The following is a 24,506-nucleotide window of genomic DNA, read 5'->3' on the forward strand; positions in this document are numbered from 1 at the left end:
GGATTTAAGGCTTGGACCAGTCGCGGGCGCCGGTAAAACCTGCAGCCGCAAGCTTGGCAAGATAGGCCTCAAGCATTTCGGTGCCCGGCTCGCCATTGGCGTTCAACTGTTCGGCCCACTCTTGCGCGATGTTTGGCATCGCAGCAGCCCATGCCGCGCGGTCTTCGACAGAGACATCAATGATCTTGCCACCGCCCGCGACGTAAGCGTCCTCGGACGCTTTGGCGCGGTCCATTGCAATGCCGGCAACATGGTCGCGATAGTCGATTGCCACAGCTTTCAGAACCTCTTTGACCTCGTCAGGCAGACCCTTCCAGTAATCCGCGTTGACCGTGATGGTTTTAGAGTTCACCGCGCCAAGATCAGCGCGCAGCATGTAAGGTGCGACTTCTGCAATCTTGAAAGTCTTGGCTGCTTCCGGCCACAGCATGCTCGCATCGACCAGACCGGTCTGCATCATGTTGTAGAAATCGGTCAGCCCGCCGCGCACGCCTGCGGCGTCCTTGATGCCCTCAAGATAGCGCAGGTTCATGCCCGCGCCCGCAACTTTGAAGCCTTCCAGTTCAGATATGCTGGCCACTTCCTTGGTTGAGAACACCTGATAGCTGTCGAGCACGACCCCCGTGGCCAGATACACTTGGTTCTGGGCGGCGAACTCGTTTTGCATGGCCGGATATTCGCGGGCGATTTCGTCAATGGCCTTGGCAACAGCCCGCGCGTCTGACGAAACGAATGGTGTGACAGCCGCCAGACCTTGGCTCGGCAATTTGGACGAGTGGAAGATCGTGGTGACGATACCGATATCACCCAAGCCCAGTTGCACGCCTTCAAGCACGCCTTTGGGTTTCACGATGGAGCCGCCATAGTTTTCCTGCCAGTCCATCGCGTATTTTCCGCTTTCGGCAAGGCGTTTGTCGACCTCAGGAATGAAGAAGTCGGTAAATTCTTTCACCCACAAGGCGCGGGCTGGATAGCCGTCGATAACGACTGCAGAAATCCGTTCTTGAGCGGCAAGCGGCAGCGCCGTCATCGTCGCGAGGGCCGCCCCCATAAGGCTACGTCGTGTCCAATTGTTCATTTTGTCTTCCTCCCAGAAAGTTTGGCATTTTGCCTAAATTATAGTTAGTTAAGCTTCACCCAGTTGACCGTTAAATCCGTGCCCGCCGCCTCAAACAGCTTGGCAATTGCGCAGTATTTCGCAGTCTCGCGGCCTACGTTTTCCAACTCCTCTTGGCTGGCGGGTGTGGTGCAATTCACCGTCAGGGTGATTGCAGGAAATGGCACGTCGATCTCTTCCTCCATGAGAACGCCACGCCGGTCGAATTGACACGCCGCATCGATGCTGATTTCCCCCAAATCAACACCCAGGCGATGTGCATTTTTGTGTCCGATGACATTGGTGCAGGCGATAAGCGCCGTCATCGCTGTCTCGGTTGGTGAGGGGCCCATGTTGGTGCCCCCGCGCTCTATTGGCTCGTCGATGATGACCTTTACATCGCGCACGGGAATCTCTGTGCGCGCATGTGTCGGGCAACTGGCGGTTGCTCGATAGGTCACGACGGATTTCATCTTGATTGCGATGGGACGTTCCTTTCAGGCGAAACTACAGACTTTGTCGAACGGAAACCGCGGCAGTTTCTGAAACAATGCGGTCTCGTCAGCGTAGCCGATATTGCACAGGAAGTTGGATTTCAGCGTCGTTCCGGCGAAGAACTCCTCGTCCACGATCGCGTTCGAGAAGCCCGACATCGCACCTACATCAAGACCCAAAGCGCGCGCTGCGATCATGAAGTAAGCGCCCTGCAGGGTACCGTTTCGATACGCGGTATCGGCGCAATATTCGGGGTTTCCGTCAAAGAGGTGACGACGATCCTCGTGCGGGAACAGGAACGGAAGCTCTTTCCAGAAATCCATGTCATGGGCGATAATCGCAGTCACAGGCGCGCCCATCATCTTAGGGACGTTTTGCGGCTTCAGCGATTTGGCCAACCGCGCCTTTCCTTCGGGAGTCTTCACGAAGACAAACCGCGCGGGCAAGGTGTTCATGCTCGTCGGGCCGTTGATCGTGATGTCATATAACTCATGCAAGACGCTGTCGGCGATCGGTTGGTCTTTCCACGCATAATGAGATCGCGCATCGCGCAAGATCAGGTCGATCGCATCATCCGACAGCCGACTGATACGTCTGTGCAACGCGCGGTGGTTTTCCTGCGCCGAACTTCGTGCCTGTTCAAGCTCTTTGCCGGTCGGTGCATTCATTCCGCGGCCACCGATGCTGCGTGGTCTTTCTCGTCCACAATCGGGTTGGAGCAGATGCCGATGCCCTCGATCTCGATGTCCACGACTTCGCCCGGAACCAACCAGCGCGGGTTCGGCTTCTTGGCGTGGCCCACACCCGGAGGCGTGCCCATCGCGATCAGATCGCCCGGCTCTAGGGTTGTGTACTCAGAGATGGTCGCGATGGTTTGCGCCACGGACCAGATCATGTTGGCGGTGTTGGAGGACTGCAAAATTTCATCGCCCACACGGCTTTCAATTTTAAGCCCACTGGCCCCTGCTGGCACTTCGTCCGGTGTCACTACAAACGGCCCAATCGCGCCGGTGTCATCGAAATTCTTGCCCGGCGTCCACTGGTGGGTCTTGCGTTGGTAGTCCCGCACCGACCCGTCATTGAACACGGTGTAGCCAAACACATGGTCCAGAGCGTCAGCTTCGGAAATGTGACGCCCTCCCTTGCCGATGATCATCATCAGTTCGGCTTCGTAGTCCAACTTTTCGGAACAGGTCGGGCGGACCAGAGGCGCACCGGCGGCCATGATCGAGTTCTTTCCACGCATGAAAAGAGCCGGATAGTCCGGGATTTCATAGCCGCCTTCTTTGATGTGGTCGGTATAGTTTAACCCAAGACAAATGATCGTGCCGGGCTTGGCCACTGGCAGGGCTGGCGTGATCGAGGAGACGTCAACGGAAGGTGCTCCGGCAATCTTGCCAGCGACCGATTCTAGCATCGAAGGTGTCTGAATGAGCGCCATGAGATCGTCACCGATCTCGGCATTCAAAGCCGTAAGATTAACGGCTTTTTCGCCGTTAACTGCGAACACCGCAGTTCCACTTTTTGTCTCGCCTACCAAATATTTCATGAATGCTGTCCTTGTCAGTTTGGAAAAATTCTGACTACAATCACCCTTAATGTCAATAAATATCGATTTTTTTACGGAGCACGGAAATGGTTGCATGGGCGGACTATAAAGCAGAGGCCAAGAAACGCGGCGCTCTGGCGCTAGAACTTTACGTCGCGCACAGCACACCAGCGAAGGCCCCGGAAGACGTCAAAGCCTCCCTGCCCGACCATCTCGCTTATCAAGCGCGGCTTGAAGCGGAAGGAAAGCTTGCTTTTGCCGGACCTATGTCGGACGAAAGCGGCGACCATATGCAAGGGATGGGCTTGATCATTTACCGCGCAGAGTCCCTCGAAACCGCGCGCGCACTCGCCGAAGATGACCCGATGCACAAAAGCGGCGCGCGTAGTTTCACATTGCGCCGCTGGATGATAAACGAGGGATCGCTGACCCTTTCGGTCGGCCTATCTACCAAGACCATCAGCTTGACATAACCAGAACAGGGGTGCGGACCATGAACATGATCGATGCCACCAGCGGCAAGGAAACCTCGGCCACCCATGGTGCCTATCTTGCCCTGCGTGACATGATCCTGACGGGTCGGCTACCTGCGGGTCAGAAGCTCAAGATCGAAGAGTTGCGCGGACTTCTGAACACCGGCGCGTCGCCGGTGCGGGAAGCCCTTAGCCTGCTGACATCTGACATGCTTGTAGAACGCATCGACCAGCGCGGCTTTCGAGCGGCCCCGGCCAGTAAGGCAAATTTCGAAGAGATTTTGGCCCTGCGCTGCTCGCTTGAGGATATGGCCCTGCGCCAGTCCATTGCGAACGCGACGTCAGATTGGGAAGAACGCTTGGTGCTCACCCATCACCACATGAAGAAAGCCACCGGCAAAGAAACGGCTGTTTTTGAAGCGGCCCATAAAACCTTCCACATGGCACTTCTGGCAAATAGCGGCTCCCCTATGCTGGAACGCCTCTGCGATCAGCTTTACGATCTCAATATCCGGTATCGCTATCTCGCTGCGGGCAGCAGCCGGTATCAGAACCGCGATATCCCTGCCGAGCACGAAGAGATACTGGAAGCAACTGTTCAGCGGGATGCCGACCGTGCATCCTCCAGTTTGCTCAACCATTACCGCCTCACAGGCAAGTATTTGTCGCGGACGATCGAGGGTTGAGGTCAATTTTTTGACGATTTAATTGGACTGACTTAAAAAATATCGATATTAAATTTGCAACGACTCTCTTTCACTCGGAGATGACAGTGCAGCGCAATCGCTTCCTCGGGGACTTGTTGTCCCAGCTTCTCGTCCGGCGCGGATCCGTGCGCGGCAAAGACGATACGCGCGATATTTACGAGCTTTCCCATGCGCTGCTTTCTGCAGAAGGTGAAGTCTCCGGCCTCCGTCTCGCGTCGACCATCATGGCGCGCTATGCGGCACTTGATATGGGAGAAAGGCTCGCGTTCTTCCTGTTTTTGAACACCGAACTTGAGATCAACCCCGAAGACGTGGCCCAGCTTGCCACGGCCTATGCCGCCGCCCCGACGCCCGAGCTCTTTCACGACTTGTGCGAGGCGGCAGAGCCCAAAAGACAAGAGTTTCTCCGCCGTCTGAACCAGCCTGTTGGTGCAACTGCAGGACTTGTGGCGATGCGGGTCGACCTGCTCAAGCACTTGAAAAACGAGCCTGACCTTGCCCGCACAAACCAGGATTTTGTGCACTTGTTGCGCAGCTGGTTCAATCGCGGCTTTCTCGTGCTTCAGCAGATCAGTTGGGACACGCCCGCGCGGATTCTCGACAAGATCGTGGCCTACGAGGCAGTGCATCAAATCAACGACTGGGACGATCTGCGCCGCAGACTATATCCGCCGGATCGCCGCTGCTTTGCATTCTTCCACCCTGCCATGCCGGATGAACCGCTGATCTTCGTAGAAGTCGCGCTGACCGAGATCATCCCGAACTCCATCGACGCCGTGCTTTCCGACAGCCGCACACCGCTGGAGGCAGATCAGGCAAAGGTGGCCGTTTTCTATTCGATCTCCAACTGCCAGAAAGGCCTAACCGGGATCAGCTTTGGCAACCTGTTAATCAAACAAGTGGTGTCGGAGCTTTCTCTGGAATGCCCGCAGCTGGAGTCCTTTGTCACGCTCTCACCTATTCCAGGACTAAACCGTTGGCTGGAAACCCAGACCGATGACCCTGATCATGGGGCCGCTGCGCAATCGGTTCTTTCGGGCGATGCCGTCCCCGAAGATGTGCGTGCGATGGCCGCTCGGTATCTGCTGGGCGCGAAACGGAGCGATGGCCTTCCACGCGATCCTGTGGCCCGCTTTCATTTGGGCAACGGGGCCGAGGTGCACGACATCCATGCGGGTGCTGACACCTCTGCGAATGGCAGCGCGCAATCCAGCGGTGCCATGGTCAATTACCTCTATGACTTGACCCATGCCGAACGGAACCACGAAGACTTCGCGACGGCGTACACGGTTGCGGCCTCGCGCTCGGTTCAGGCATTGTCCACGGCGACCCTCGTGACAAAACCCAAGGAACCGACAACGTGACGAATACGCTCTATGACGCGCTGATTGCCCCCCACGCCAGCAATAACGGCCCGTTTCTGGAATGCGACGACGGCACGACGCTCAGCTATGCGGGCTTCGTGCGCCGCGTCGCGCAGCTGGCCAACGTTCTGAAAGACGCAGGTGTGGCTCCGGGAGATCGCATCGTGGTGCAGGCCCCCAAGCTGGCCGACACTATCGCGCTTTACGGTGCCGCGGTACAATCGGGGGCCGTCTACCTGCCCCTCAACACTGCTTACACGCAGGCAGAGATGTCGTATTTTCTGGAGGATGCGGAACCCAAAGTCATTGTGTGCGACAGCAAGGATGAAGCCGCGATATCCGGCATTCAGACAGACGTCAAAGCGACGGTCCTAACGCTCGTTTCTGACGGCACCGGCAGCCTTGCCTCAGCAGCTGACGCAGCCCCTGAGCAATTTGATACTATAGCGCGCGGCCCTGATGACCTGGCTGCCCTGCTCTACACTTCTGGGACAACTGGACGGTCCAAGGGTGCGATGCTGTCGCATAAGAACTTGCTATCAAACGCGCAGTCGCTGACTAACCTTTGGGAGATTACCAATAAGGACCGGCTGATCCACGCTTTGCCGATCTTCCACACTCATGGGCTGTTTGTAGCCATGAACACGTGCCTTCTGGCTGGAGCTAGGCTGCGATTTATGGCGGCTTTCAAACCGGATGTGATTATCGAAGAGCTCCCCAAATCCACCATGCTGATGGGCGTGCCGACGTTCTATACGCGACTGCTCGACGATCCACGACTGACGAAAGAGCTTTGCGCCCATATGCGGCTGTTCGTCTCCGGCTCCGCGCCGCTACTATCTGAAACGCATACAGCTTTTAGCGACAGAACTGGTCACCGCATTCTGGAACGGTATGGAATGACTGAAACCAACATGATCACTTCCAATCCATATTCCGGGGATCGGATCGAGGGCACCGTTGGGTACGCCCTGCCCGGAACCGAGGTTGAAATCACCAACCCCGATACCGGATTGCCCATCCCTACTGGCGAAATCGGCATGATCGAGGTCCGCGGCGATAATGTCTTCCAAGGCTATTGGAAGATGCCCGAGAAAACCGCGGAAGAGCTTCGTGACACGGGCTTCTTCATCACCGGCGATCTGGGCGTAAAGACCGAAGACGGGCGGATCAGCATCGTGGGCCGTCAGAAAGACCTGATCATTTCAGGCGGATACAACATTTACCCCAAGGAAATCGAGGACGTCATCAACGACGTGGACGGTGTGCTTGAAAGTGCCGTGTTTGGCGTGCCGCATCCCGACTTCGGCGAAAGCGTTCTGGCCGCGGTTATTCTTGAAGCAGGCGCGTCGCTCGACAGCGATTGCATCGCTGAAAAGGTCGAGCCTCTTCTGGCACGCTTCAAACATCCGCGCCGCTACATCCTGATCGATGCGCTTCCGCGCAACACAATGGGCAAGGTGCAAAAGAATGTTCTGCGAGAGGAATACAGCACCTGATCTACGACCGCCTTGGGGAAAAGGCGGCATAACAACCGGCGAAAAGCCACAACCATCTGGGAGGATGACATGACTTACTTTAAACGGACGGCCGTTCTTGGCCTGATGCTGGCCTCAACTTCAGCAATGGCGCAGCAAGTCGACGGGCCCGAAGTGAACTGGAGCCTGTCCATGTGGGGCAACCCACGCGCTTTGTCGGCTGGCATTGAAGCAATTTCTGACCGCGTCGAAGAAGCCACCGGCGGCAAATTCAAGATCGAGGTTTTCTATGGCGGGCAGCTGTCCAGCTCTCGTGAAAACCTTGACGGTATCCTGCTAAACGCTTTCGAAGGCGCTGCGATTTGCAATTTCTACCACCCCGGCAAGAACCCTGCTTGGATGGTGTTCTCTTTGCCGTTCCTGCCGTTGGGCGACCCAAAAATCGACAAGCAAGTGCGCTCCAGAATGTTCGAACATCCCGCCATCGTAGCCGATATGGCTGCATGGAATGCGATGCCTTACCTGACGGGACTACTGCCGCAGTATGAAGTTCTTGGTAAAGGCCCCGCCCCAACGGAGCTGTCCGGCTGGAACGGTCTGCGCGTGCGTGCAGGCGGCGGTTTGGGTGACGCAATGGAAGCGCTTGGCGCGACCAAGCAAACCCTGCCTGCCGGCGAGACCTCCACCGCGTTCCAACGTGGTGCGCTGGATGCCGCGGCCTTCCCTTACACCTATGCACATGTGTCCTTCGGTATCTCGGAGGAGGCCGACTGGTTCACCTCCAACCTCGCTCCGGGCACGTCGGAATGCGGCTGGGTCCTCAACAAAACCGCCTATGACGCCCTGCCAGAGCAATACCAGACCTTGCTGATGGATCTGCGCGACATGGGCATGGATGTCGAGCAAGAGGCCTACGCCACGCAAGACGCCAAAAACCTGCCGGTATTCCGCGAGACGATGCAGGAAATTGTCTATTCCGAAGAACAGCTGGCCGAATTCCGCAAGGTCGCAGGGCAACCGGTTTGGGACGCATGGATCGAGGCGAACAAAGACAAGTTCGATGCGCAAGGCGTGTTTGACGCGATCTTCACCTACGCTGAAGAAGCCGCCAAGTAAGGCGCTTGCACAGGGTTCGGCCCCTCTGGGCCGGACCACGACGCCCCCATTCCATGTAAGGATCACCCATGGCACACCAAGCAAACGCTGATGGGAGCCTGTTAGGCCGCCTGCACCGCGCGTTCATCCCTGTCGAGGACCTCGCCAACCTTCTGGCAGCCTTCGCCATTATGATGCTGATGGTACTGGGAGTTTTGCAGATCGTTCTTCGGACTGTCTTCAACACGCCTATCTCGGGCTATATCGACCTTGTCGAGCTTTCGATGGCGAGCATGGCGTTCCTCGGCGCGGCCTATTGCCAGAGATTGGGCAGCCACATCCGGATGGAATTGCTTGTCGGCCGCCTCAAGGGGCGCTCGCTCTGGCTGCTAGAGGGCTTGGGCGCGGCGCTGGCGCTCTTCATAATCGGGGTGTTAATCTATTACAGCTTTGGCCACTTCCTGCGTGCTTACACGTTGGGCGACACAACAATGGACGCCGAGTATCCGATCTGGCCGTCAAAACTGCTGGTCCCCGTGGCCTTTTCGATCTGGTTCGTTCGGCTCGCCTTGCAGTTCGCAGGATCAATGCGCCTGGTTCTGAACCCTGATGCGGTTCCGGTCGCCGTTGTCACGGCCAAAGCGGTGGCGCAACAGGCGCAGGATGAAATCCACGAAGTCATGGGTGACGATGTCGACCCTGCCGGTCAGGAGGGGCGATCATGATCCTCGGCATCGGAATGTCCAACCCGTTTTTGGTGGGGATTATAACGCTTTGCTTACTTCTGGCGCTCATCCTGATCGGGGTGCGCGTGGTCTTCGCGGCAGCCATCGTCGGCCTTCTGGGGCTAGTAGAACTTCGCGGCTGGGGTCCTGCTGCGGGTATCGTCGGAACGATCCCGCACTCCAAGGCCTCTACCTACGCGCTGAGTGTGTTGCCAATGTTCATCTTCATCGGCTTCCTCGCGTTCCACGCGGGCATGACGCAACAGCTTTTCGATGCGGCGCGCAAATGGCTCGGCTGGCTTCCGGGCGGCTTGGCCGTGGCGACAGTGTTTGCGACTGCGGGTTTTGCAGCGGTGTCAGGCGCATCTACTGCGACAGCCGCCGTGTTCAGCCGCGTCGCAATCCCCGAAATGCTAAAACATGGCTATGATCGCAAGATGGCAGCAGGTGTCGTGGCCTCTGCTGGCACGCTCGCCACGCTGATTCCGCCCTCCGCAATCCTCGTGATCTACGCAATCATTGTGGAGCAATCCGTCGGCAAATTGCTTCTGGCAGGGTTCTTGCCGGGCATCGTGTCCGCGCTGATCTACGCCGGTATCATCGTGGTCTGGGCGTTGCTCAAGCCCGGCGATGCGCCTTCGGTGTCTGGGTTCACCTGGGGCGAGCGGATGCGGACCCTACCCGGCATCTCGCCCATCATGCTGGTCGTGCTGATCATCATGACCTCCATCTATGGTGGTTGGGCCACCCCGACCGAGGCAGGTGCTTTGGGCGCGGCAGTCGTCTTTGTTCTTGCCCTTGTGCGCGGCACGCCATTATCGGCGATCAAGAACTCCCTTATGGAGTCGGCCAAGCTAACGGTGATGATTTTCTCGCTGATCTGGGGCGTGCTGATCTTCGTTCGGTTCCTCGGCTTCTCCGGCATTCCGGGCGCGTTTACCGAATGGGTCGTTGGCCTCGATGCCGCCCCCATGACCATCATGATCTGCATCCTTTTGGCCTATGCTGTCTTGGGCATGTTCATGGACGCCATCGGTATGCTGCTTCTGACCCTGCCTGTGGTCTATCCTGCGGTGATGGCTCTTGGGTTTGACCCGATCTGGTTCGGGATCATCGCAGTTAAAATGGCCGAGATTTGTCTGATCACGCCGCCAATCGGCCTCAACTGCTTTGTTGTAAACGGCGTGCGCCCCGACATACCCTTGGGCCAAGTGTTTCGCGGCGTGGCCTTGTTTTTCATCGCAGATGTGATCACCATCGCCGTGCTTTTGATGTTCCCAGAGATCGTTACATGGCTCCCAAATTTCGAGTTTGAAGTTTGGTGGAACGGCCTTTGGGCAGCCTCGACATAAGGACCAATTAGATGCGCTTGCAAACCTCTCTCCCGCTGGAAAAAGCCAACCTGATTGTTGCAGAGGCTTTACGTCTTGGCCGCAAGGCTGGGCTGTTGCCGCTTACCGTCGTTGTCCTTGATGCAGGAGGGAAAATGGTCGCAATGCAGTCGGAAGACGGCTCCGGTCTGATCCGGCTCGAGATCGCGTTCGGAAAGGCCTACGGCGCCTTGGGCATGGGGATTTCCAGCCGCCTGATCCGCGACCGCTTGTCCGAGCGGCCGACGTTTCAAGCCGCGCTCGCTACAGCGTCCGGCGGCAAACTGATCCCCGTGCCGGGTGGCGTGCTGGTCGAGACCTCAGACGGCATCACTTTAGGCGCAGTCGGCATCAGTGGTGATACGTCGGACAAGGACGAGTATTGCGCGATCGAAGCGATAAAAGCCGCAGCATTTTTTCCAGAGCCAGCTGAGCCGAATTCGGAGTGGCGCACATCGTCTCTGTCAGATCACTACCCCGCGTCCAAATAGATGGCGTGATCGATATGGCGGTGGGTCATCTGAAGGCGTGGAAGATCGCCATCCGCCGGATTGACGAGCGAGAAGGTCGATTTTCCCTCAAACTCCGGCGGCACGACCATACACCGCACAAAGCTGGTCACGCCTTTGCTTTGCAGCGAAACAGCCCTCACCGGCGTGTCCGAAGGTTCGAACCAGCTGTCGCCCGCAGTCATGGTTTGTGTGTGGGCAACAGCCTCTACACGAAGCGAGCCGCGCACCAAATGGCGAAATCCTGTGCCCGCATGAGTGTGGCGATGCGCGACCGCGCCAACAGGAAAGCACACCTCGTCCACCCGCAGCAGCGCTGGTCCCGTCATGCCCAAGATCTGATTGGTCGCCAAGACGCCGGCACCGCTCAGGGGGGTCAACGACAATGCAAAAACCAAATCCGCATCCGGCATCAGTCCGACCTGCGCGTGCCCTGCGGGGTGTGCCCCATCCTCCCCCGATGCACTCCAGCTCATGGCAAGTTGGATATCGCCACCTGGCTGATCGTCGCGACCTTTGATGATGGACATGAACATGGCGCGGCCTCTCCTTTAGATCAGATCAAGGCTAGCATGATTGCGGGCACTCGATGAAGACGCTCCTTGCGATAACGTTGATTGCATTGTCGGCGGGTGTGCTGTGGACCAACACGGTCGGCGGTGCGTTGTCCGAACATCTGGTGCGTCTCTTGTTCTGCACGCTTTGCGTGCTCGGCCTAGCAGCCCGATCGATCCGTGAAACGATATTGCTTGCCGTCGCAGTCCTCCTCGCCTTGTTGGTCATGACCAAGCCAGATGGCTGGACAAATCTGCTGACTGCGCTGGATCTTGCCGCCTATTTCGCGGCCTTCATCGTGCTGCTTACGGCGCTGAAAATCGCCGCCGAGCGGTCAAGATCCGTGCTGGCGGTCGGGCGCTATCTAATCAGGCAGCCGACCGGGCGACGATTTTTCGCAACCGCTTCCGGCGGACACATCCTCGGGGTTTTCCTGAACTTCGGCGCTGTCAGCCTCATGGCCCCGCTGATCCAGTCCGCCACAAAGCACCCAGATGGCAGTACCGACGTTGATCTGGAACGCAGGCAGTTGTCCGCACTGATGCGTGGGTTTGCGTGGATCCTGCTCTGGGCGCCCACCACATTGACGCAAGCAGTTCTGTTGACGCTATTTACCGAGATTGACCTGACGCGGATCGTACTGATGGGGACAGCGACATCTGTGTTGATGATGCTGATCGGCTATCTCTATGATCGATTTGAATGGCGGCGCCTGCCTCCCAAGACCGAAGGCGAAGCTCCGATCTGCCCGCAACGCGCGCTTTTGGTGCTGTGCGTAGTGTGTGTCTCGCTCATCGGCTTAGTTGCGATTTTGCAGGTTTCGGCAGGCTATACAACAGCGCTGTCGTTGATGTTCGTGGCCCCCGTGATCACGCTCATCTGGTTCGTGCTGCAAAAGCCGGAGGGGATCGCGCTTTCCTCCCAGTGCAAACGGTTCTGGCCCGCTTTCGATGCAAACGCGTCAGGGTTGGCCCGCAGCGCCATGGCTTTGGGATTATCAGGCTTCATTGGACGCGTCTTGGCCGAGGTGCTGCCCATCGACGCGCTGACCTCCGGGCTTGACCTCAGCACGATCCCAGGATGGGTGTTCCTTGCTGTCTTGCCTATCCTGATCACCCTAGGCGGTCAGGTGGCACTCAGCCCGATCATCCTTGTCGTATTCATCGGGCAGGTCATTCAGACGATCCCTGCTCTTCCCGCCGATCCGACGAACATCGTCTTTGCGCTCAGCGCGGGTTGGGCAATCAGCATGTTTGCCTCGCCCAATGCCACAGCGACGCTGCTCATCTCGGCCACATCGAATATTCCACCGACCACGCTGACATGGCGGTGGAACTTTCGTTACGGCTTGATCTGTTATCTGGTTCTGGTCGCCATCTTCGCATGGCTCGAGGCCTAGTCGCGCGGCGGGAGCCCTTTGCCGTTACCAGCCGTCGTCACGCCGTCGATCAGCACGAACATGATCGTGCAAGGCTCGGTTCCGCGATTGGCCCATGCGTGGTTGGTGCCGCGCTGAACGACCACGTCGCCTGCCTTAAGCAGAACGTCGTCCTCTTCATTGTCCATTAGCATCCAGATTTCGCCATTCATGACGATGCCGTAGTCGACCGAGTCCGTGCGGTGCATCCAAGGGTGCCGCCCGCCTTGCACGACATTGGCCCCCGCCCCCATCTCTGCAAAGGCCGCAGCGCCGTCTTCGCTGGACAGCTTTGCCATCACCTCTGGGTCTTCGGGCATGAATTCGACACAGCGAAAGACCGACCCATTGGCAGGCGGGTGCAGGATGAATGGCCCCGTGCAGGTCTCCGTCGGACCGTCATATTCGGCGGGGGTCTGATCCGTCAGCCAGAAGTTCGTCAGACGCACGCCGGGGCGATTGGGCCGCTCCAGAATTTGCGTCGCGACTTGGTCGCTTTCAATGATCGCGACACCTTTTTCGTCGTGGCCGGTAACAACGCGTCTGTATTCTTTATGCATGGGACTTCCTCAGGTCGTGATGGGTTTGGGTTTCGCACGGTCCAAGACAATAACCGTGGCAATCAGGATCAGGCCGATAATGGCGCTCTGCCATCCTTGAAACAGCAGCGCGAGCCCCGCCGCAGCCGCCAAGCAGCGCACAAGCGGCGTCAGGCGTTGTGTCAGGCAGCCGATGATTGCGACGGCAATCGCACCGGTGCCCAAAGCTGCGGTAACGACGGCGAGCACATTTTCAACCATGCTGCCCTGCATCAAAATTCCGGGGCCGTAGACAAAGGCAAACGGCAGCACAAAGCTTGTGGCCGCGTAACTTGCAGCCGTCCAGCCGACCTTGTTGACATCCGCCCCCGCGATCCCCCCAGCCACGTATGAGGCCAGCGCCACAGGGGGTGTAATTGTCGAAATACAACCGTAGTAGAAGACGAAGAAATGCGCCGTCAACACAGGCACATCAAGGCGCACCAAAGCCGGAGCCACAACCGTCGCAAGGATCAGATAGGCCGCCGTGGTCGGCAGCCCCATGCCTAGCACGATCGACGTCAGCATGGTGAAGAACAGCGCCAAGAACAGGTAGCCGCCGGACGCGACGTCAATCAGCGTGGCGATCTTGGAGCCCAAGCCGGTGACGCCCAATACGCCTGCAATGATCCCCGCCGCCGCACAGGCCGCCGAGATGGTCACAACGCTCCGCGCACCCTCGGAAACGCTGTTGAAGATCTTTGCAAAGAACGCCCCATCAATCTTGCGGTTCCAGACCACATCTAACCCGATCAGAGCCACCATCGCCCAAAGCGACGCCATGAAGGGTGAGTAGCCCATCAGCATCATGGTAATCAGCGTGCCGAAAGCGAAAATGAACGGACCGCCTTTGATAAGAACATGGAGAAGCGGTACTTCCTCCCCCGCCTCTGCGGTGTTCGGTGCGATGCCCATGCGAACTGCCTGCAAATGCACCACAACAAAAGCTGAACCAAAGAACAGCAATGCGGGCAACAGAGCCGTCACCATGATCGAGGTGTAGGGCACGCCCACAATCTCGGCCATGATGAAGGCGGCAGCGCCCATCACTGGCGGCATGATCTGCCCACCGGTCGACGCCACAGCCTCGATCGCCGCCGCCTGATGCGGTTTGTAACCTTCGCGCTTCATAATGGGGATCGTTACAGTGCCCGTCACCGCAACGTTGCCTGCCGCGGAGCCGGATACCATGCCGATCAGCGTCGAAAACAGCACGGCGGATTTAGCACTGGCGGCCCGAAGCCCACGTGTGCACCGCGTGGACAACTCGAAAAAGAAGTCGCCTGCGCCGAAGTTTGACAAGAGCGCGCCAAAGATAGTGAAGACGATAATGTAAGTCGCAGCCACTCCGACAGGTATGCCGTATATGCCTTGAGTGTCAGTGGTCAGAACCAGCACGATCCGCTCGAGGCTGGAGCCACGTCCCTCCAAAACACCGGGCAGATACGGCGCGGCAAAGGGATAGAGAAAAAACACCAGCGTGATGCCCGCGAGGATCAACCCGATCCCCCGGCGGGCGGCCTCAAACACCACCAGCAACAAGACAAGACCTGCGATGTAGTCCCCTTCTGATGTGATCCCGCCGCTGAAAGCGATGGTTTTCCACCGGCTAAGCAGCCAGAGGCTTGCACCAAGGGTCGCGGCAACCAGCGCCGCCGACACCAAGCTATTCGCCACAGTCCCCGCCAGCCGCGCCGACGCGGGCTTGATCACAAACAGCAAGGACAATGCCAACATGACATGTGTAACGCGCATCGGCATGGTCGATATCGCCACAACGCCCGAGACGATCAATAGGTGATACGCGCCCAAGCCGAAGCCAGCAAGAAGGATCGCATTTTGGAGCGTGAACAGGCGCTTAGAGACTGTCATGTAAGTGGACCCAACGATCAAAGGGAACGGGGGGCGGAATGCCCCCCGTTATTGGCTTTACTTCGAGTCGAAATAGGCCTGAGCACCAGCGTGCAACGGGATCGCCAGTTTCAAAGACATCGCAGGGTCGATCTGACGCGCGTTCGCATTTTCTTCTTTCAACTCGTCCAGATTGTCGAAGATTGCAGCCGTCACCGCTTGCACGGTCGCCGCATCCAATGAATTCGGCGCGACAAGCATGTTGTTCACCCCGATCACCATGCCGCTATCGGCGGTGCCGTAAACGTCTGTCCCGATCTCAACCGGAAGATAGGCACCGTTTGCTTCAAGTGCCTCATCCAGTTTGCCGTCAGAGAACTTTATGAACCGCAGCTTCGCCCCCGCTGTCGCTTGCATGACAGCCCCAGCCGGATAGCCCGACAGTGCCAATGCGGCGTCAACCGTGCCGTCCGTTAACTGGCTGAACCCGTCAGAGTAGGACACGAAGCTTGGTGTAATATCCTCAATCGCCATTCCGTGCAGAGGCATCAGGAAGTTGACAAAGCCCAGCGTGCCCCCGCCCGCGGGGCCAACTGCCACGCGCTTGCCAGCCAAGTCCTCGAATGTCTGGATGTCGCTGTCTTCCAGCACCATCATATGCAAAACCGACGGATGCAGCGCCGCCACTGCGCCGATGTCGATCGGGCCGGCTTTGGTGTAGGGGCCTTTGCCCTTCACAGCCAGCACAGCGAGGTTGTTGTTGGTAATTGCGATCTCGACCTCCCCCGCGGCGATCAAGTTGGGGTTCTGCACCGATCCGCCTGTCACAATCGGAACCATGGAGATCCCGTTTCCAGCATGTTTGGTCACAACGTTCGAGATGCTCTGCCCCATCGGGTAGAACGCGCCGCCAAGTGATGCGGTGCCAATTCTCAGCTCCTCAGCGGACGCAGTTGAGGCAGCAACAGTGAGCGCAGCAGCACCCATAAATGTTTTGATAGATGTAAACATAGAATCCTCCCTAGATTGAGGTCAGTTTACCGCCCTTCTGCTAGATTGCAAAAAAAATCGATATTTATTGCTGATGAGCCCGAAAATCGCCAGCGCCGTTCGCCGAATTCCATGTCTTACGCGACAGACCTACCCTTGTTATTTACGGGAATCCTCAAGCACCTTGCCACTCCTGCGGCGGAAACTGAGTTTAGATCCATCTGAATACTCGAAATGCGACTCTTCGGTGTCAATGAGCTCTGTCAAGGCGGGCGACCCAATCGTTTCGTTCAGAATCGACAGGAGCTGCTCAAGTTTGCCCGCCATATCCAGATGCCGTTTCGCCAAATGCTTGGCCACTTTCGGCTCTTGATCAAAGTCCGGCCCCAGCAGAAAGGTCAGCACGGCCCAATAGTAAATCTCGTCTTCTTCCTCATGACCTTTGCCACGGGCAGTTTCGGCGGCTGCGACGACAAGTTGATACACGTTATCATGCTCCTGAGCGCGCGGCAGGTCTGGAAAAGCGTCCGCGATGAACACGGTAATTTCTGTGTAAAAGCCGCGTTGAACGCAAGCCGTCAGGGCCTCGAACTGAGGCGCATCAATGCGGCGGAATGGTTGCGCCATATGATAGCCTTCATCCGTGGGCTGCGGCTCAATTGGCGTCCATTCATATTCCGCGCCTGGCGAGGTTTCGATCCCACGCAGCAACGCGCCCTCCTCCATGCGATACAGCGTCCACCCTTGTGTCAAATCTGTTGGCGCAGCGACAGTATCAATGCCGCTCATGAAGTCTTCCCACTGCTCTGAAAAGCCGGTGGACAGAAAGCAGCTTAGCGTCCGGCCATCGAAAAAGCGAAAATAGGCAGGCTCGTCTTGGCTGGGGATCAGCACGGATTGGAACCGTTTCAACCGCGTTCGGGCAGCGGATAGATCATGCGCCATGAACACCACAATTCCCAGCCTGCGTGGAAAGCCGTCTTCAATCCAGAACGGAATCAGCTCCGGTCGCTGAGCGAGATCAATGAGCAGCGGGGAGCGCGCATGCGCCTCGTCGCGCGGCAGGTTTGGCTGGCCGAAAAGCGGCTCCCAGCCGTGCGGCTTGGCGCGGGTCAACTTTACAAGATCTTCCTGCCAGCTCCCGTCGATGACCAGATACGCGTGAGTGCCGTCAGCGGCAGCTCCGGCACTCCAATGCTCTAAAGCCAATTGCAAATTGGCGCTGCGTTCTTCGGGGGAGATCATATGAGGTAGGCCCTATCGCTCTTCCGGGAAGCCAAGCTCTCGTGCGAAGTCGGGATCGTCGAGCATGAGCTGGATCATCGCTTCCTCTTCGGAAAGCGAAGGGTCGAACTTGTTCAGGGCTACGCCGCCGTAAACGGTAAAAAGCGGACGGGCCTGCCGGAACCGGGAGAGGAAAGCATGAATAAAGCGGATCCCAAATCTTGGCGTTGCGTTCTCGAAAAAGATCGTGCCGTCGGGTCGTTTGAAATCGACCTGCGGCAGGTCCGCGAGATCGTCGGCACTCGGGTCAGGAACGCTGGTGAGCAGCATCTCGAAGCCGTCGAACTCGGCGCGCTCCACCCCCAAAACGCCAATGGTGTCACTCAGCCAGAGCATCAGATCCTCTTCGAGATAATCAAGCATGCCTTCTGGCTTTCCGGCCTGCTGACCGGCGAACAGAAAATGATAGGGAACATCAAACTGGGTTTTCAGCCATTCGCGTTCGTCATCGGATGTTGTGACCATCTTGGGTGCTTACCTATTCAGCGTCTCGGTTTCGAAGGGCTTCGTTCGCTCGGTTGATCTCGTTATACGCCTCAACAATTGCGGGTAAGTGACGCACGATGCCCGCAAGCCGATTTGCGACGAGGAGACCGTAGTAATAGACTATCGGCCCACCCGCTTGGCTGCAATTGACGTCCAGCCCGATATGCCAACACGGGCGCGCAGGCGGATCGGGATTGTTTGCGACAACCCCGTATGTCTGGAATTGCCGCTGGATACGGGAGGCATCATGGGGCGGTGTGTAGTCGTTATCCCCGAAGCCGCGCGTGGGGCGCGGCATCTGGTATTTGGCCTCGCGCATCCAACAGCTTGCGGATCGCTCCCCATCGGGCTGGGCAATTCTGCCGCCGCCACGGCACGTATATTCCCAGTTCCCACAGGTATCGATTTGATACTGATGCCCGCGCTGGATCGCAACTTGGCCGCCGCTGCCACGCAAAAAATCGCTTTCGTCAAAAGTCGGACGGAACCGCATCCGGTTCGACACGGGAACATTGCCGCGCCTGAGCCATACCGTGCGGAATTGCACCGGATGACAGCAGCTTTTCGTACGCCGCCGGATCCGGTTTTCGGCCCGCACAGTTTCCCCAAGCCGTGTTTGGGTGTTGGTGCCCGTGAATGGCGGCGCCTCATACCCCTCGCCCGTCAAAGACTCTGGAATTGCAGGGGGGGCTTGGGCACCCGGCGTTGTTCCGGGCACTGTTCCCGGAGCCGGGGCTGGCGGATTGCCCGGCACAGGGACTGGCACAGGGATCGGAGGTGGTGGCACAGGCCGTGGCATCGGTGGGTTGAGCCGACGGTAAAGGTCCCGCAGCGCACGCGCCAGATCGTCCGCAGCACTGCCGCCGCCGGGGGACGTGGGAAAAGGTCCGCGCCCCATAAGCTAGCTGGCCCCGGTCGCTTCGTCTTCGCAGGTCTCGCAGAACGCCTCTCGCGTGAGTCCGGGGGGCGAATTGCCACCGATCAGCACATCACCGGAGCCGGTGGAATGCGCACCACCGCAGGAGATCGGATCGCCCACCCGTCCCGCCTGTTTGTTGTTCACCAGAACCGTAGGCGACCCTTGGCTAAGGTTGCGCGGATGCGGCGGCGCAGGGCAAACGGGGCAAGGGTGCGGCACATACGCATCGCCTTGGCGAAATGCCGGGCGGTAGTTAATCAGCACGTCGCCCGACCCAGAAATTGCAGGCGTGGGCGGGTAATGGCACCCGTGGCCGGAACCGATATCGCCCAAACGGGCTGCGGGTTTTCCTGACATATCGAATGCTCCCTTCGTTACTTCTTGAACGACCGCGCGTAGCGCGTCGCATGTGGCCCAGCATATTTTTTCGGCTTCAACGGTTTCATTCGGTCGATCTTCTTACCCTTCTTTGCAGAACCGCCAGAGTTGATCCGCGTGAGCGTGCCATTGATCGTCACCCCGGAGCCGTCGATCTTGACGAAATTGCCACCGACATTGAATGAAATGGTCGAACCGGCAGTCAGCACAATATCCGTGCCTGCGTCGACAAACTGGGTGGTCCCCACCTTGTTGTACTGCTTGCCGCCAGTTTCGGTGCGCATGTCCTTATCGACATAGGTGTCGGCGTTGCGTTCAACTTCAATCACGCGGTCGCCGGTCACTTTGAGATAGTCGCAAATCTTGATTGCATCCACGCGGCTGCCATCAAGTTGCATGTGTTGGCTGCCCTTGATGTGCTCTCGGTGGTCGCCTTGAACCTCCATGTCCTTGTCGCCCCCGACTGATTGTGACTGTGAGCCATCAACACGGCGGTGGCGCGAGCCTTGCGTCAGCCATGTCTCGTTATCTTTGATATAGGCGTTCAGGTATTTCTCGGCCTGAAGATAAACCTCTTCCTCGTCGCTCTCGTCCTCAAACCGCAACTCGTTATAGCCCGTGCCCCTGTGGGTGTCGGTCTTGAAGGTCGAGCGCGCCTTATAGGCAGGCAACGTATAGGGCGGATCGTTCTGGCCGTTATAGACGCATCCAGTCACCAAGGGCTTGTCTGGATCGCCCTCCAAGAATTCGACGACAACCTCCATCCCGATGCGCGGGATGACCATGCCGCCCCACCCTTTATGGGCCCAGTTTTGCGACACTCGGCAGCGCATGGAATGGCGCTTGAGCAAGTCCCAATGGAAATGCACCAAGATACGGCCATACTCATCGCAATCGATCTCCCCGTCGCCCACGACAGCCGCGGTTTGCGGGCCTTCAACGACGGGTATGTGCGTTTTGCGTTCCGGCGCAAGCGGCGCGGTTTCAGGCATCAGCGTGTAGTCGCCAGTGTAGGAATAATTGTCGTTTCCTGTGTCGCCGGTTGCGAACGCGTTCGACGTGTAATTATGCGTCGCACTCAGGCAGATGAAGTCCTTGTCGGACACCGCCGAAAGCGGATCACCCGTCAGCCCAAGCCGCATGCCAGCCCCAAGCGAAATGCAGTCGCCCACAGCGCGGTGACGTATATCGTGACCGCGTTCCTGAATGACCCGCAGCGCGGCAACGCCTTTTCCTATCCCCTGCTCAAGGTAGTCGCCGGGATAGTCGTAACTTTCCATCTGCCCTTGCGCATATTGTGCGTCGCCCAATTGGTCCGCTTCCATCGCGGCGCGCGGCTTCTTGAAGTTGTAGTCGGTGAGCCGGATGGCCCCGACAGTCATGTTGCGCTCCGGCTCCCATTGCCAGAAATGCTCTCCCGGTGGGCGGTTTTGACCGTCAACCTGCCAGAAATCCCGCGTCCCGCCTTCAATTTTGGCGTGGCTGTCGACGGCATCGGTCAGCACCAGACAATGCGAACCTCGTTTGTGTTCGAAATGATAGGAAATGCCGAACCGCTCCATCTGGCGCATCGCAAAATCCATATCGCTTTCGCGGTATTGAACCGTGTATTCCAGCTCACGGTAGCTCTGAACCACGTCAAACTTCACCGCCGGATCACCAAGCCCAAGATAAGGTGCAAACACCTCCTCCAGAATTTGCACCACGGTCATCTTGTGGAAAATCCGCTGGTCCCGACGCTGATCTAGAAGCGAGAACCACGAGCGCAGCGACATACGATAGCGAAACCCGCCTTCAGCAGGCCCAAGCCAACGCGCCTGAGTGACGATGCCATCGAAAAAGCGTTTATTGCCTGTGCCTTGCACGTCGAATTCCAAGCTCGCATGGGTCCCCACCAAAGCGTTGAAATCAGCGTTGTCGTTCAGCGAAAGTGCATCGACCTCGAATTCGAACAGTGAATTGACATGTTCTGCGCCCCGAAAGCGCATCAAGACAAGTTCGTCCTTGCCAAGGTCAGTATGCAAAATGCCCGCACGGTCTGCCTGAAGCAGTTGAATATTCATGAGGTCACCAAAATAATCGACGTTAATAAATTAGATTAAGACTAACCGATTCTTAATCAAAAACAACGACAAGCATCATTTGGGCTTATTGGCTTACCGTGCCGCCCTGCGAGCGCTCGACCTCTCACGGCGTCCCCGTCACGGCGCTCTAAGGGGAATTCCTTACAGCGCCTTGCCTGCCATCGCGCCGTCAGCGCCCTCTGCGCAAGCACCAGTTAGTGCTTTCGAACCGAACCGACGTGCCGAGACTTTATCGTTGGGTCCGAGCTTCTACGCTCTGCCGGCTTTTGGACTCTGGATATCAGGCGCGCCAGCTCGATTTTGCCCAAGCCTTGGGTTCAGTCGACCAGATAGTACCCAAGCACCTAACAGGCCTGCCCCTCCGGCCGCAAAGAGGCCGGCAACGGGGGTGACCAGTAAGATCAGCCATGCAACCCCAGGTGTTATGATGCCCGACACATCGCGGTAGCTGGCATAGACGGCGGACATCTCGGTCCTTTCCGACGGTTTGACAGCTAGAAGAAATGGAAGGCCAGCCGAAACATCGAGCAATATCAGAAAGAATGACCCGAACATAAGGCAGAGCAATGACACCCAAGGCAGCCCCGAAAACAAGGCGCTGAGGACAAACAAAGTAGACGCGACGAAGAACCCTGTGCGAACGGCGCGTTTTATCGACCGCCGTTGCATCCATCTCAGCATAAGAGGTGTCAAGAAAAGCGCACCGTTTGAGATTGAAAGTGCAATGCCGCTCGTCTGATCGCCCAACCCGTTCTCAATTGCAAAGATCGGTAGATACACAACGTAGACCCACCACCCACATGATCGGATAACGGCAAACAACCAGCCTGCAACCAATCTCGGCTGCGACCAGAATCTGGGCAAAAACGCCAGCGGATTGGTCGGAGGTTTGCGGCTTTTTGTGATGAGTTTTCCATTCCCAAGTCGCATAAACAGGAACAATCCAAGCATCAGCGATGACGCGACTGCAGCGACAATAAAGGGGGCCGGTCTCCACCAGCTCATCAAGATAACGCCAAGCGCTGGACCAATCGTCCACCCCAATGCGCTGTAAAACATCCGCGATGTCTCGCACCTGCCAAGCTCGATCCGAGCGATGTAATCCAGCACATAGGCATTGAAGCACACGAAGGTGATGACCGTAGAGATCGTGGTCAAAAGTAAGCCCAAAACGGTCGCCTCGGGCGAGCCTTTGATGGCCAACAATGCTCCTGTTACGAAAAAGCTGGCTCCGAGGATGTAGACCCAACGGCGGGGGAAAAACCGCGACACAAATGGCACCATAAGCCCTGCGATCAGGGAACAAATGCCAATGCCGAAATAGGCTTTTGAAACCACTGCCGCATCTTGCAAGGCCTGATACATCGCTAAGGGGAAGACAGAGATCAGGATGCCCCGCGCCATGGCTTCGGCCCCCGCAAGCAGTGCAAACCCCCGCACACTAGGCGCAGGGGCATGACGAAGCCATTCAGGTATGCGCCGCTCATGCATTTAAAAACTCGGGTTCTGTGCCGTAACACTAACCAAATGAGGCCGCTGAAATTGCCCGGCAGCGACGCGATGTCGTTTCTAGCCAGTTCTTAATTTCGACTTAGCGCAGATTTCAGATGCATCGCAGCGCCCTAAACCCAAAGTGTTGTGATGCGGGCCGTCGGACCCGACGAGCGACGCCATAACACTGAGCCGTGAAATATGTCTCGGTGGTTACAATGAAGCTGGCGGCAGGGGACGGTTAGGCGAAATATGTCAGCAGTCCCAAACGTTGAAGCCATTTGCACCCTAGGAATAAAGTGCCGCCTTATCGATCTAGGCCTCGGCACTCTCGCCAACGGTAAGCGGCAGTCCAAATCTGCTGACGTTCACGGCCAGTTCTTCGATTTCGCCAAGTGGCGGAGGAGGTGGGATTCGAACCCACGGAGGACTTTCACCCTCGTCGGTTTTCAAGACCGGTGCATTCGACCACTCTGCCACTCCTCCGACGCACACGACTTAACTGCGCGAGTTCGATTCTGGAAGCCCCTCGCGCGGCCTATCTTGCCGCGCCAAATATTGCCGACCTCGCAATGGACCACTTTGCAAAATGGAGTTTATTTACTAGGGTGCGCTCAATGGGACGCCCTCACCGGGCCGGTCCTTGATAAAGTCGCGCCAAGCGACGGCAAATACGCCCAAAGGGCGCTGCGGGCAGAGGGCAACAAAATGGGTCATCATCAACTAATGACACGAGCATGGCGGATTGCGCTTCTATTGGGAGCGACTGCGGCACTGGCCGCGTGCGAGGATAGTCAAGGCTTTGACTTTCTGAAGAAAAAAGACACCAGCGAGGCAGCGCTCGCAGAAGCGCCAGCCGCTGAGGGCGTCGAGACGATCGAGCGAGAGGTGGAAGCCCCCGACGTATTCCAAGCGAGTGAAGACGGGCTTTGGGACGGACGGCCGTCACTTGGCGGCGTCTGGGTCGCCTATCCCGGAGTAAAAGACCCGGAACGGGTTGTGATCCGCAACTTGTCGAACAACAAGACGGTGATCGGAGCCCTCTTCCGCCGTGAACGCGATAATCCCGGACCAAAATTGCAGCTATCCTCTGATGCCGCCCAAACCTTGGGCATGATCGCAGGCCAGCCGACCAAGATGAGCGTCGTGGCCTTGCGGACTGAAAGCGTTCCGGTGGCGAAGCCTACAATCTCGAAACCAGACGGCACCGAAAGCCTGCCCGCCCCTGACGCCATCGAAGCGCAACCGCTTGACCCGATCAGCAAAGCCAAAGCTGCGCTCGACAAATCCGCGAAACCATCAGCCTCTGCCCCCGCGGCAGCCCCGGCGCCGAAGCCAACTCAGGTTGCCGCAGCGCCTGCGCGCAAGTCATCGAGCCTGTCCAAACCGTTCATTCAGATTGGCATCTTCTCGGTCAAGGCAAATGCCGACAACACCGCGACCTCGCTGCGCGGTATCGGGATTTTGCCGTCGGTAAAAGAAGGCTCAAGCCAGGGCAAGAAATTCTGGCGGGTCATCGTTGGCCCATCGGGCTCGTCTTCCGAACGCGCCACACTACTTAAAAAGGTCAAAGATCTGGGCTTCAACGACGCCTATTTCGTGACCAACTAGA

General features: G+C 57.7%; 24 protein-coding genes and 1 tRNA gene. 10 read left to right on the forward strand and 15 right to left on the reverse strand.

All coding sequences use genetic code 11. The annotated features are described in order from the left end of the window. Positions 1-4: 4 nt before the first annotated feature. The 4 genes from BM352_RS13980 to BM352_RS13995 are packed head-to-tail and all read right to left on the reverse strand — an operon-like array spanning position 5 to position 3,140. A complete protein-coding gene (locus tag BM352_RS13980) occupies positions 5-1,078 on the reverse strand; it encodes a C4-dicarboxylate TRAP transporter substrate-binding protein (protein ID WP_090217962.1) in 1,074 nt (357 codons plus the stop codon). 44 nt (positions 1,079-1,122) lie between these two features. Further along, positions 1,123-1,569 carry an OsmC family protein gene (locus BM352_RS13985; protein WP_245780995.1) on the reverse strand — a complete coding sequence of 149 codons (447 nt, stop codon included), beginning with the start codon at positions 1,567-1,569 and terminating at the stop codon, positions 1,123-1,125. Between the two features lie 24 nt (positions 1,570-1,593). Continuing rightward, on the reverse strand, positions 1,594-2,259 hold the full coding sequence (locus tag BM352_RS13990; RefSeq protein WP_090217967.1) for a malonic semialdehyde reductase: 666 nt from the start codon (positions 2,257-2,259) through the stop codon (positions 1,594-1,596). Next, positions 2,256-3,140 (reverse strand): fumarylacetoacetate hydrolase family protein, encoded by an 885-nt coding sequence (locus BM352_RS13995; RefSeq protein ID WP_090217970.1) that lies wholly within the window; start codon positions 3,138-3,140, stop codon positions 2,256-2,258. The genes BM352_RS13990 and BM352_RS13995 overlap by 4 nt, the downstream gene beginning before the upstream one ends. A gap of 86 nt (positions 3,141-3,226) precedes the next feature. Between BM352_RS13995 and BM352_RS14000 the strand changes: the two genes are divergently transcribed. From BM352_RS14000 to BM352_RS14035, 8 genes are all read left to right on the forward strand, one after another. Then, positions 3,227-3,613 (forward strand): YciI family protein, encoded by a 387-nt coding sequence (locus BM352_RS14000; RefSeq protein ID WP_090217973.1) that lies wholly within the window; start codon positions 3,227-3,229, stop codon positions 3,611-3,613. Positions 3,614-3,639: 26 nt separating this feature from the next. Then, on the forward strand, positions 3,640-4,299 hold the full coding sequence (locus tag BM352_RS14005) for a GntR family transcriptional regulator (RefSeq protein WP_245780996.1): 660 nt from the start codon (positions 3,640-3,642) through the stop codon (positions 4,297-4,299). Positions 4,300-4,379: 80 nt separating this feature from the next. Beyond that, positions 4,380-5,684 carry a malonyl-CoA decarboxylase domain-containing protein gene (locus BM352_RS14010; protein ID WP_090217978.1) on the forward strand — a complete coding sequence of 435 codons (1,305 nt, stop codon included), beginning with the start codon at positions 4,380-4,382 and terminating at the stop codon, positions 5,682-5,684. Next, positions 5,681-7,183 carry a malonate--CoA ligase gene (locus tag BM352_RS14015; RefSeq protein ID WP_090217980.1) on the forward strand — a complete coding sequence of 501 codons (1,503 nt, stop codon included), beginning with the start codon at positions 5,681-5,683 and terminating at the stop codon, positions 7,181-7,183. Before BM352_RS14010 ends, BM352_RS14015 begins: the two co-directional genes overlap by 4 nt. A gap of 69 nt (positions 7,184-7,252) precedes the next feature. Beyond that, entirely contained in the window at positions 7,253-8,278 is a 1,026-nt protein-coding gene (locus tag BM352_RS14020; RefSeq protein WP_090217982.1) for a type 2 periplasmic-binding domain-containing protein, read from the forward strand. A 68-nt stretch (positions 8,279-8,346) separates the two neighbouring features. Next, the gene (locus BM352_RS14025; protein ID WP_090217985.1) at positions 8,347-8,982 is read left to right on the forward strand and encodes a TRAP transporter small permease; all 636 of its coding nucleotides are present in this window, start codon (positions 8,347-8,349) and stop codon (positions 8,980-8,982) included. Then, positions 8,979-10,334 (forward strand): TRAP transporter large permease, encoded by a 1,356-nt coding sequence (locus BM352_RS14030; RefSeq protein ID WP_090217988.1) that lies wholly within the window; start codon positions 8,979-8,981, stop codon positions 10,332-10,334. Before BM352_RS14025 ends, BM352_RS14030 begins: the two co-directional genes overlap by 4 nt. An 11-nt stretch (positions 10,335-10,345) precedes the next feature. Continuing rightward, positions 10,346-10,843, forward strand: a complete 498-nt coding sequence (locus BM352_RS14035; RefSeq protein ID WP_090217990.1) for a GlcG/HbpS family heme-binding protein — start codon at positions 10,346-10,348, stop codon at positions 10,841-10,843. Here BM352_RS14035 and BM352_RS14040 read toward each other — a convergent pair. After that, complete coding sequence (locus tag BM352_RS14040) at positions 10,825-11,391, reverse strand: cupin domain-containing protein (RefSeq protein WP_217643021.1); 567 nt, start codon at positions 11,389-11,391, stop codon at positions 10,825-10,827. The two genes, BM352_RS14035 and BM352_RS14040, sit on opposite strands and share 19 nt — an antisense overlap. Before the next feature lie 59 nt (positions 11,392-11,450). On the opposite strand from BM352_RS14040, the gene BM352_RS14045 reads away from it, so the two are divergent. Next, positions 11,451-12,815: a hypothetical protein gene (locus tag BM352_RS14045; protein WP_090217994.1), complete on the forward strand. Its 1,365-nt coding sequence runs from the start codon at positions 11,451-11,453 to the stop codon at positions 12,813-12,815. On the opposite strand, the gene BM352_RS14050 is transcribed toward BM352_RS14045, so the two are convergent. The 10 genes from BM352_RS14050 to BM352_RS14095 all read right to left on the reverse strand — a co-directional run bounded on the left by BM352_RS14050 (position 12,812) and on the right by BM352_RS14095 (position 23,380). Beyond that, the gene (locus tag BM352_RS14050; RefSeq protein ID WP_139229836.1) at positions 12,812-13,393 is read right to left on the reverse strand and encodes a cupin domain-containing protein; all 582 of its coding nucleotides are present in this window, start codon (positions 13,391-13,393) and stop codon (positions 12,812-12,814) included. The genes BM352_RS14045 and BM352_RS14050 overlap by 4 nt on opposite strands. Positions 13,394-13,402: 9 nt before the next feature. Next, positions 13,403-15,283 (reverse strand): TRAP transporter permease, encoded by a 1,881-nt coding sequence (locus BM352_RS14055; RefSeq protein WP_090217996.1) that lies wholly within the window; start codon positions 15,281-15,283, stop codon positions 13,403-13,405. 57 nt (positions 15,284-15,340) lie between these two features. Beyond that, a complete protein-coding gene (locus tag BM352_RS14060; protein WP_217643022.1) occupies positions 15,341-16,273 on the reverse strand; it encodes a TAXI family TRAP transporter solute-binding subunit in 933 nt (310 codons plus the stop codon). A 138-nt stretch (positions 16,274-16,411) separates the two neighbouring features. Further along, positions 16,412-17,497, reverse strand: a complete 1,086-nt coding sequence (locus tag BM352_RS14065) for a DUF4123 domain-containing protein (RefSeq protein WP_090217999.1) — start codon at positions 17,495-17,497, stop codon at positions 16,412-16,414. A 12-nt stretch (positions 17,498-17,509) separates the two neighbouring features. Further along, on the reverse strand, positions 17,510-18,001 hold the full coding sequence (locus BM352_RS14070) for a hypothetical protein (RefSeq protein WP_090218001.1): 492 nt from the start codon (positions 17,999-18,001) through the stop codon (positions 17,510-17,512). A gap of 13 nt (positions 18,002-18,014) precedes the next feature. Beyond that, the gene (locus BM352_RS18815; RefSeq protein WP_139229837.1) at positions 18,015-18,920 is read right to left on the reverse strand and encodes a hypothetical protein; all 906 of its coding nucleotides are present in this window, start codon (positions 18,918-18,920) and stop codon (positions 18,015-18,017) included. Positions 18,921-18,923: 3 nt separating this feature from the next. Further along, a complete protein-coding gene (locus BM352_RS14080; protein ID WP_090218005.1) occupies positions 18,924-19,298 on the reverse strand; it encodes a PAAR domain-containing protein in 375 nt (124 codons plus the stop codon). A 17-nt stretch (positions 19,299-19,315) separates the two neighbouring features. Continuing rightward, positions 19,316-21,382: a type VI secretion system Vgr family protein gene (locus BM352_RS14085; protein ID WP_090218009.1), complete on the reverse strand. Its 2,067-nt coding sequence runs from the start codon at positions 21,380-21,382 to the stop codon at positions 19,316-19,318. A gap of 270 nt (positions 21,383-21,652) precedes the next feature. After that, positions 21,653-22,894 (reverse strand): MFS transporter, encoded by a 1,242-nt coding sequence (locus tag BM352_RS14090; RefSeq protein ID WP_090218011.1) that lies wholly within the window; start codon positions 22,892-22,894, stop codon positions 21,653-21,655. A gap of 396 nt (positions 22,895-23,290) precedes the next feature. Then, positions 23,291-23,380 (reverse strand) — tRNA-Ser (locus BM352_RS14095). Between the two features lie 240 nt (positions 23,381-23,620). On the opposite strand from BM352_RS14095, the gene BM352_RS14100 reads away from it, so the two are divergent. Beyond that, a complete protein-coding gene (locus tag BM352_RS14100) occupies positions 23,621-24,505 on the forward strand; it encodes an SPOR domain-containing protein (protein ID WP_090220283.1) in 885 nt (294 codons plus the stop codon). The last annotated feature ends 1 nt before the right edge of the window (position 24,506 follow it).

It is taken from the genome of Litoreibacter janthinus (assembly GCF_900111945.1).
GTDB classification, from domain to species: Bacteria; Pseudomonadota; Alphaproteobacteria; order Rhodobacterales; family Rhodobacteraceae; genus Litoreibacter; species Litoreibacter janthinus.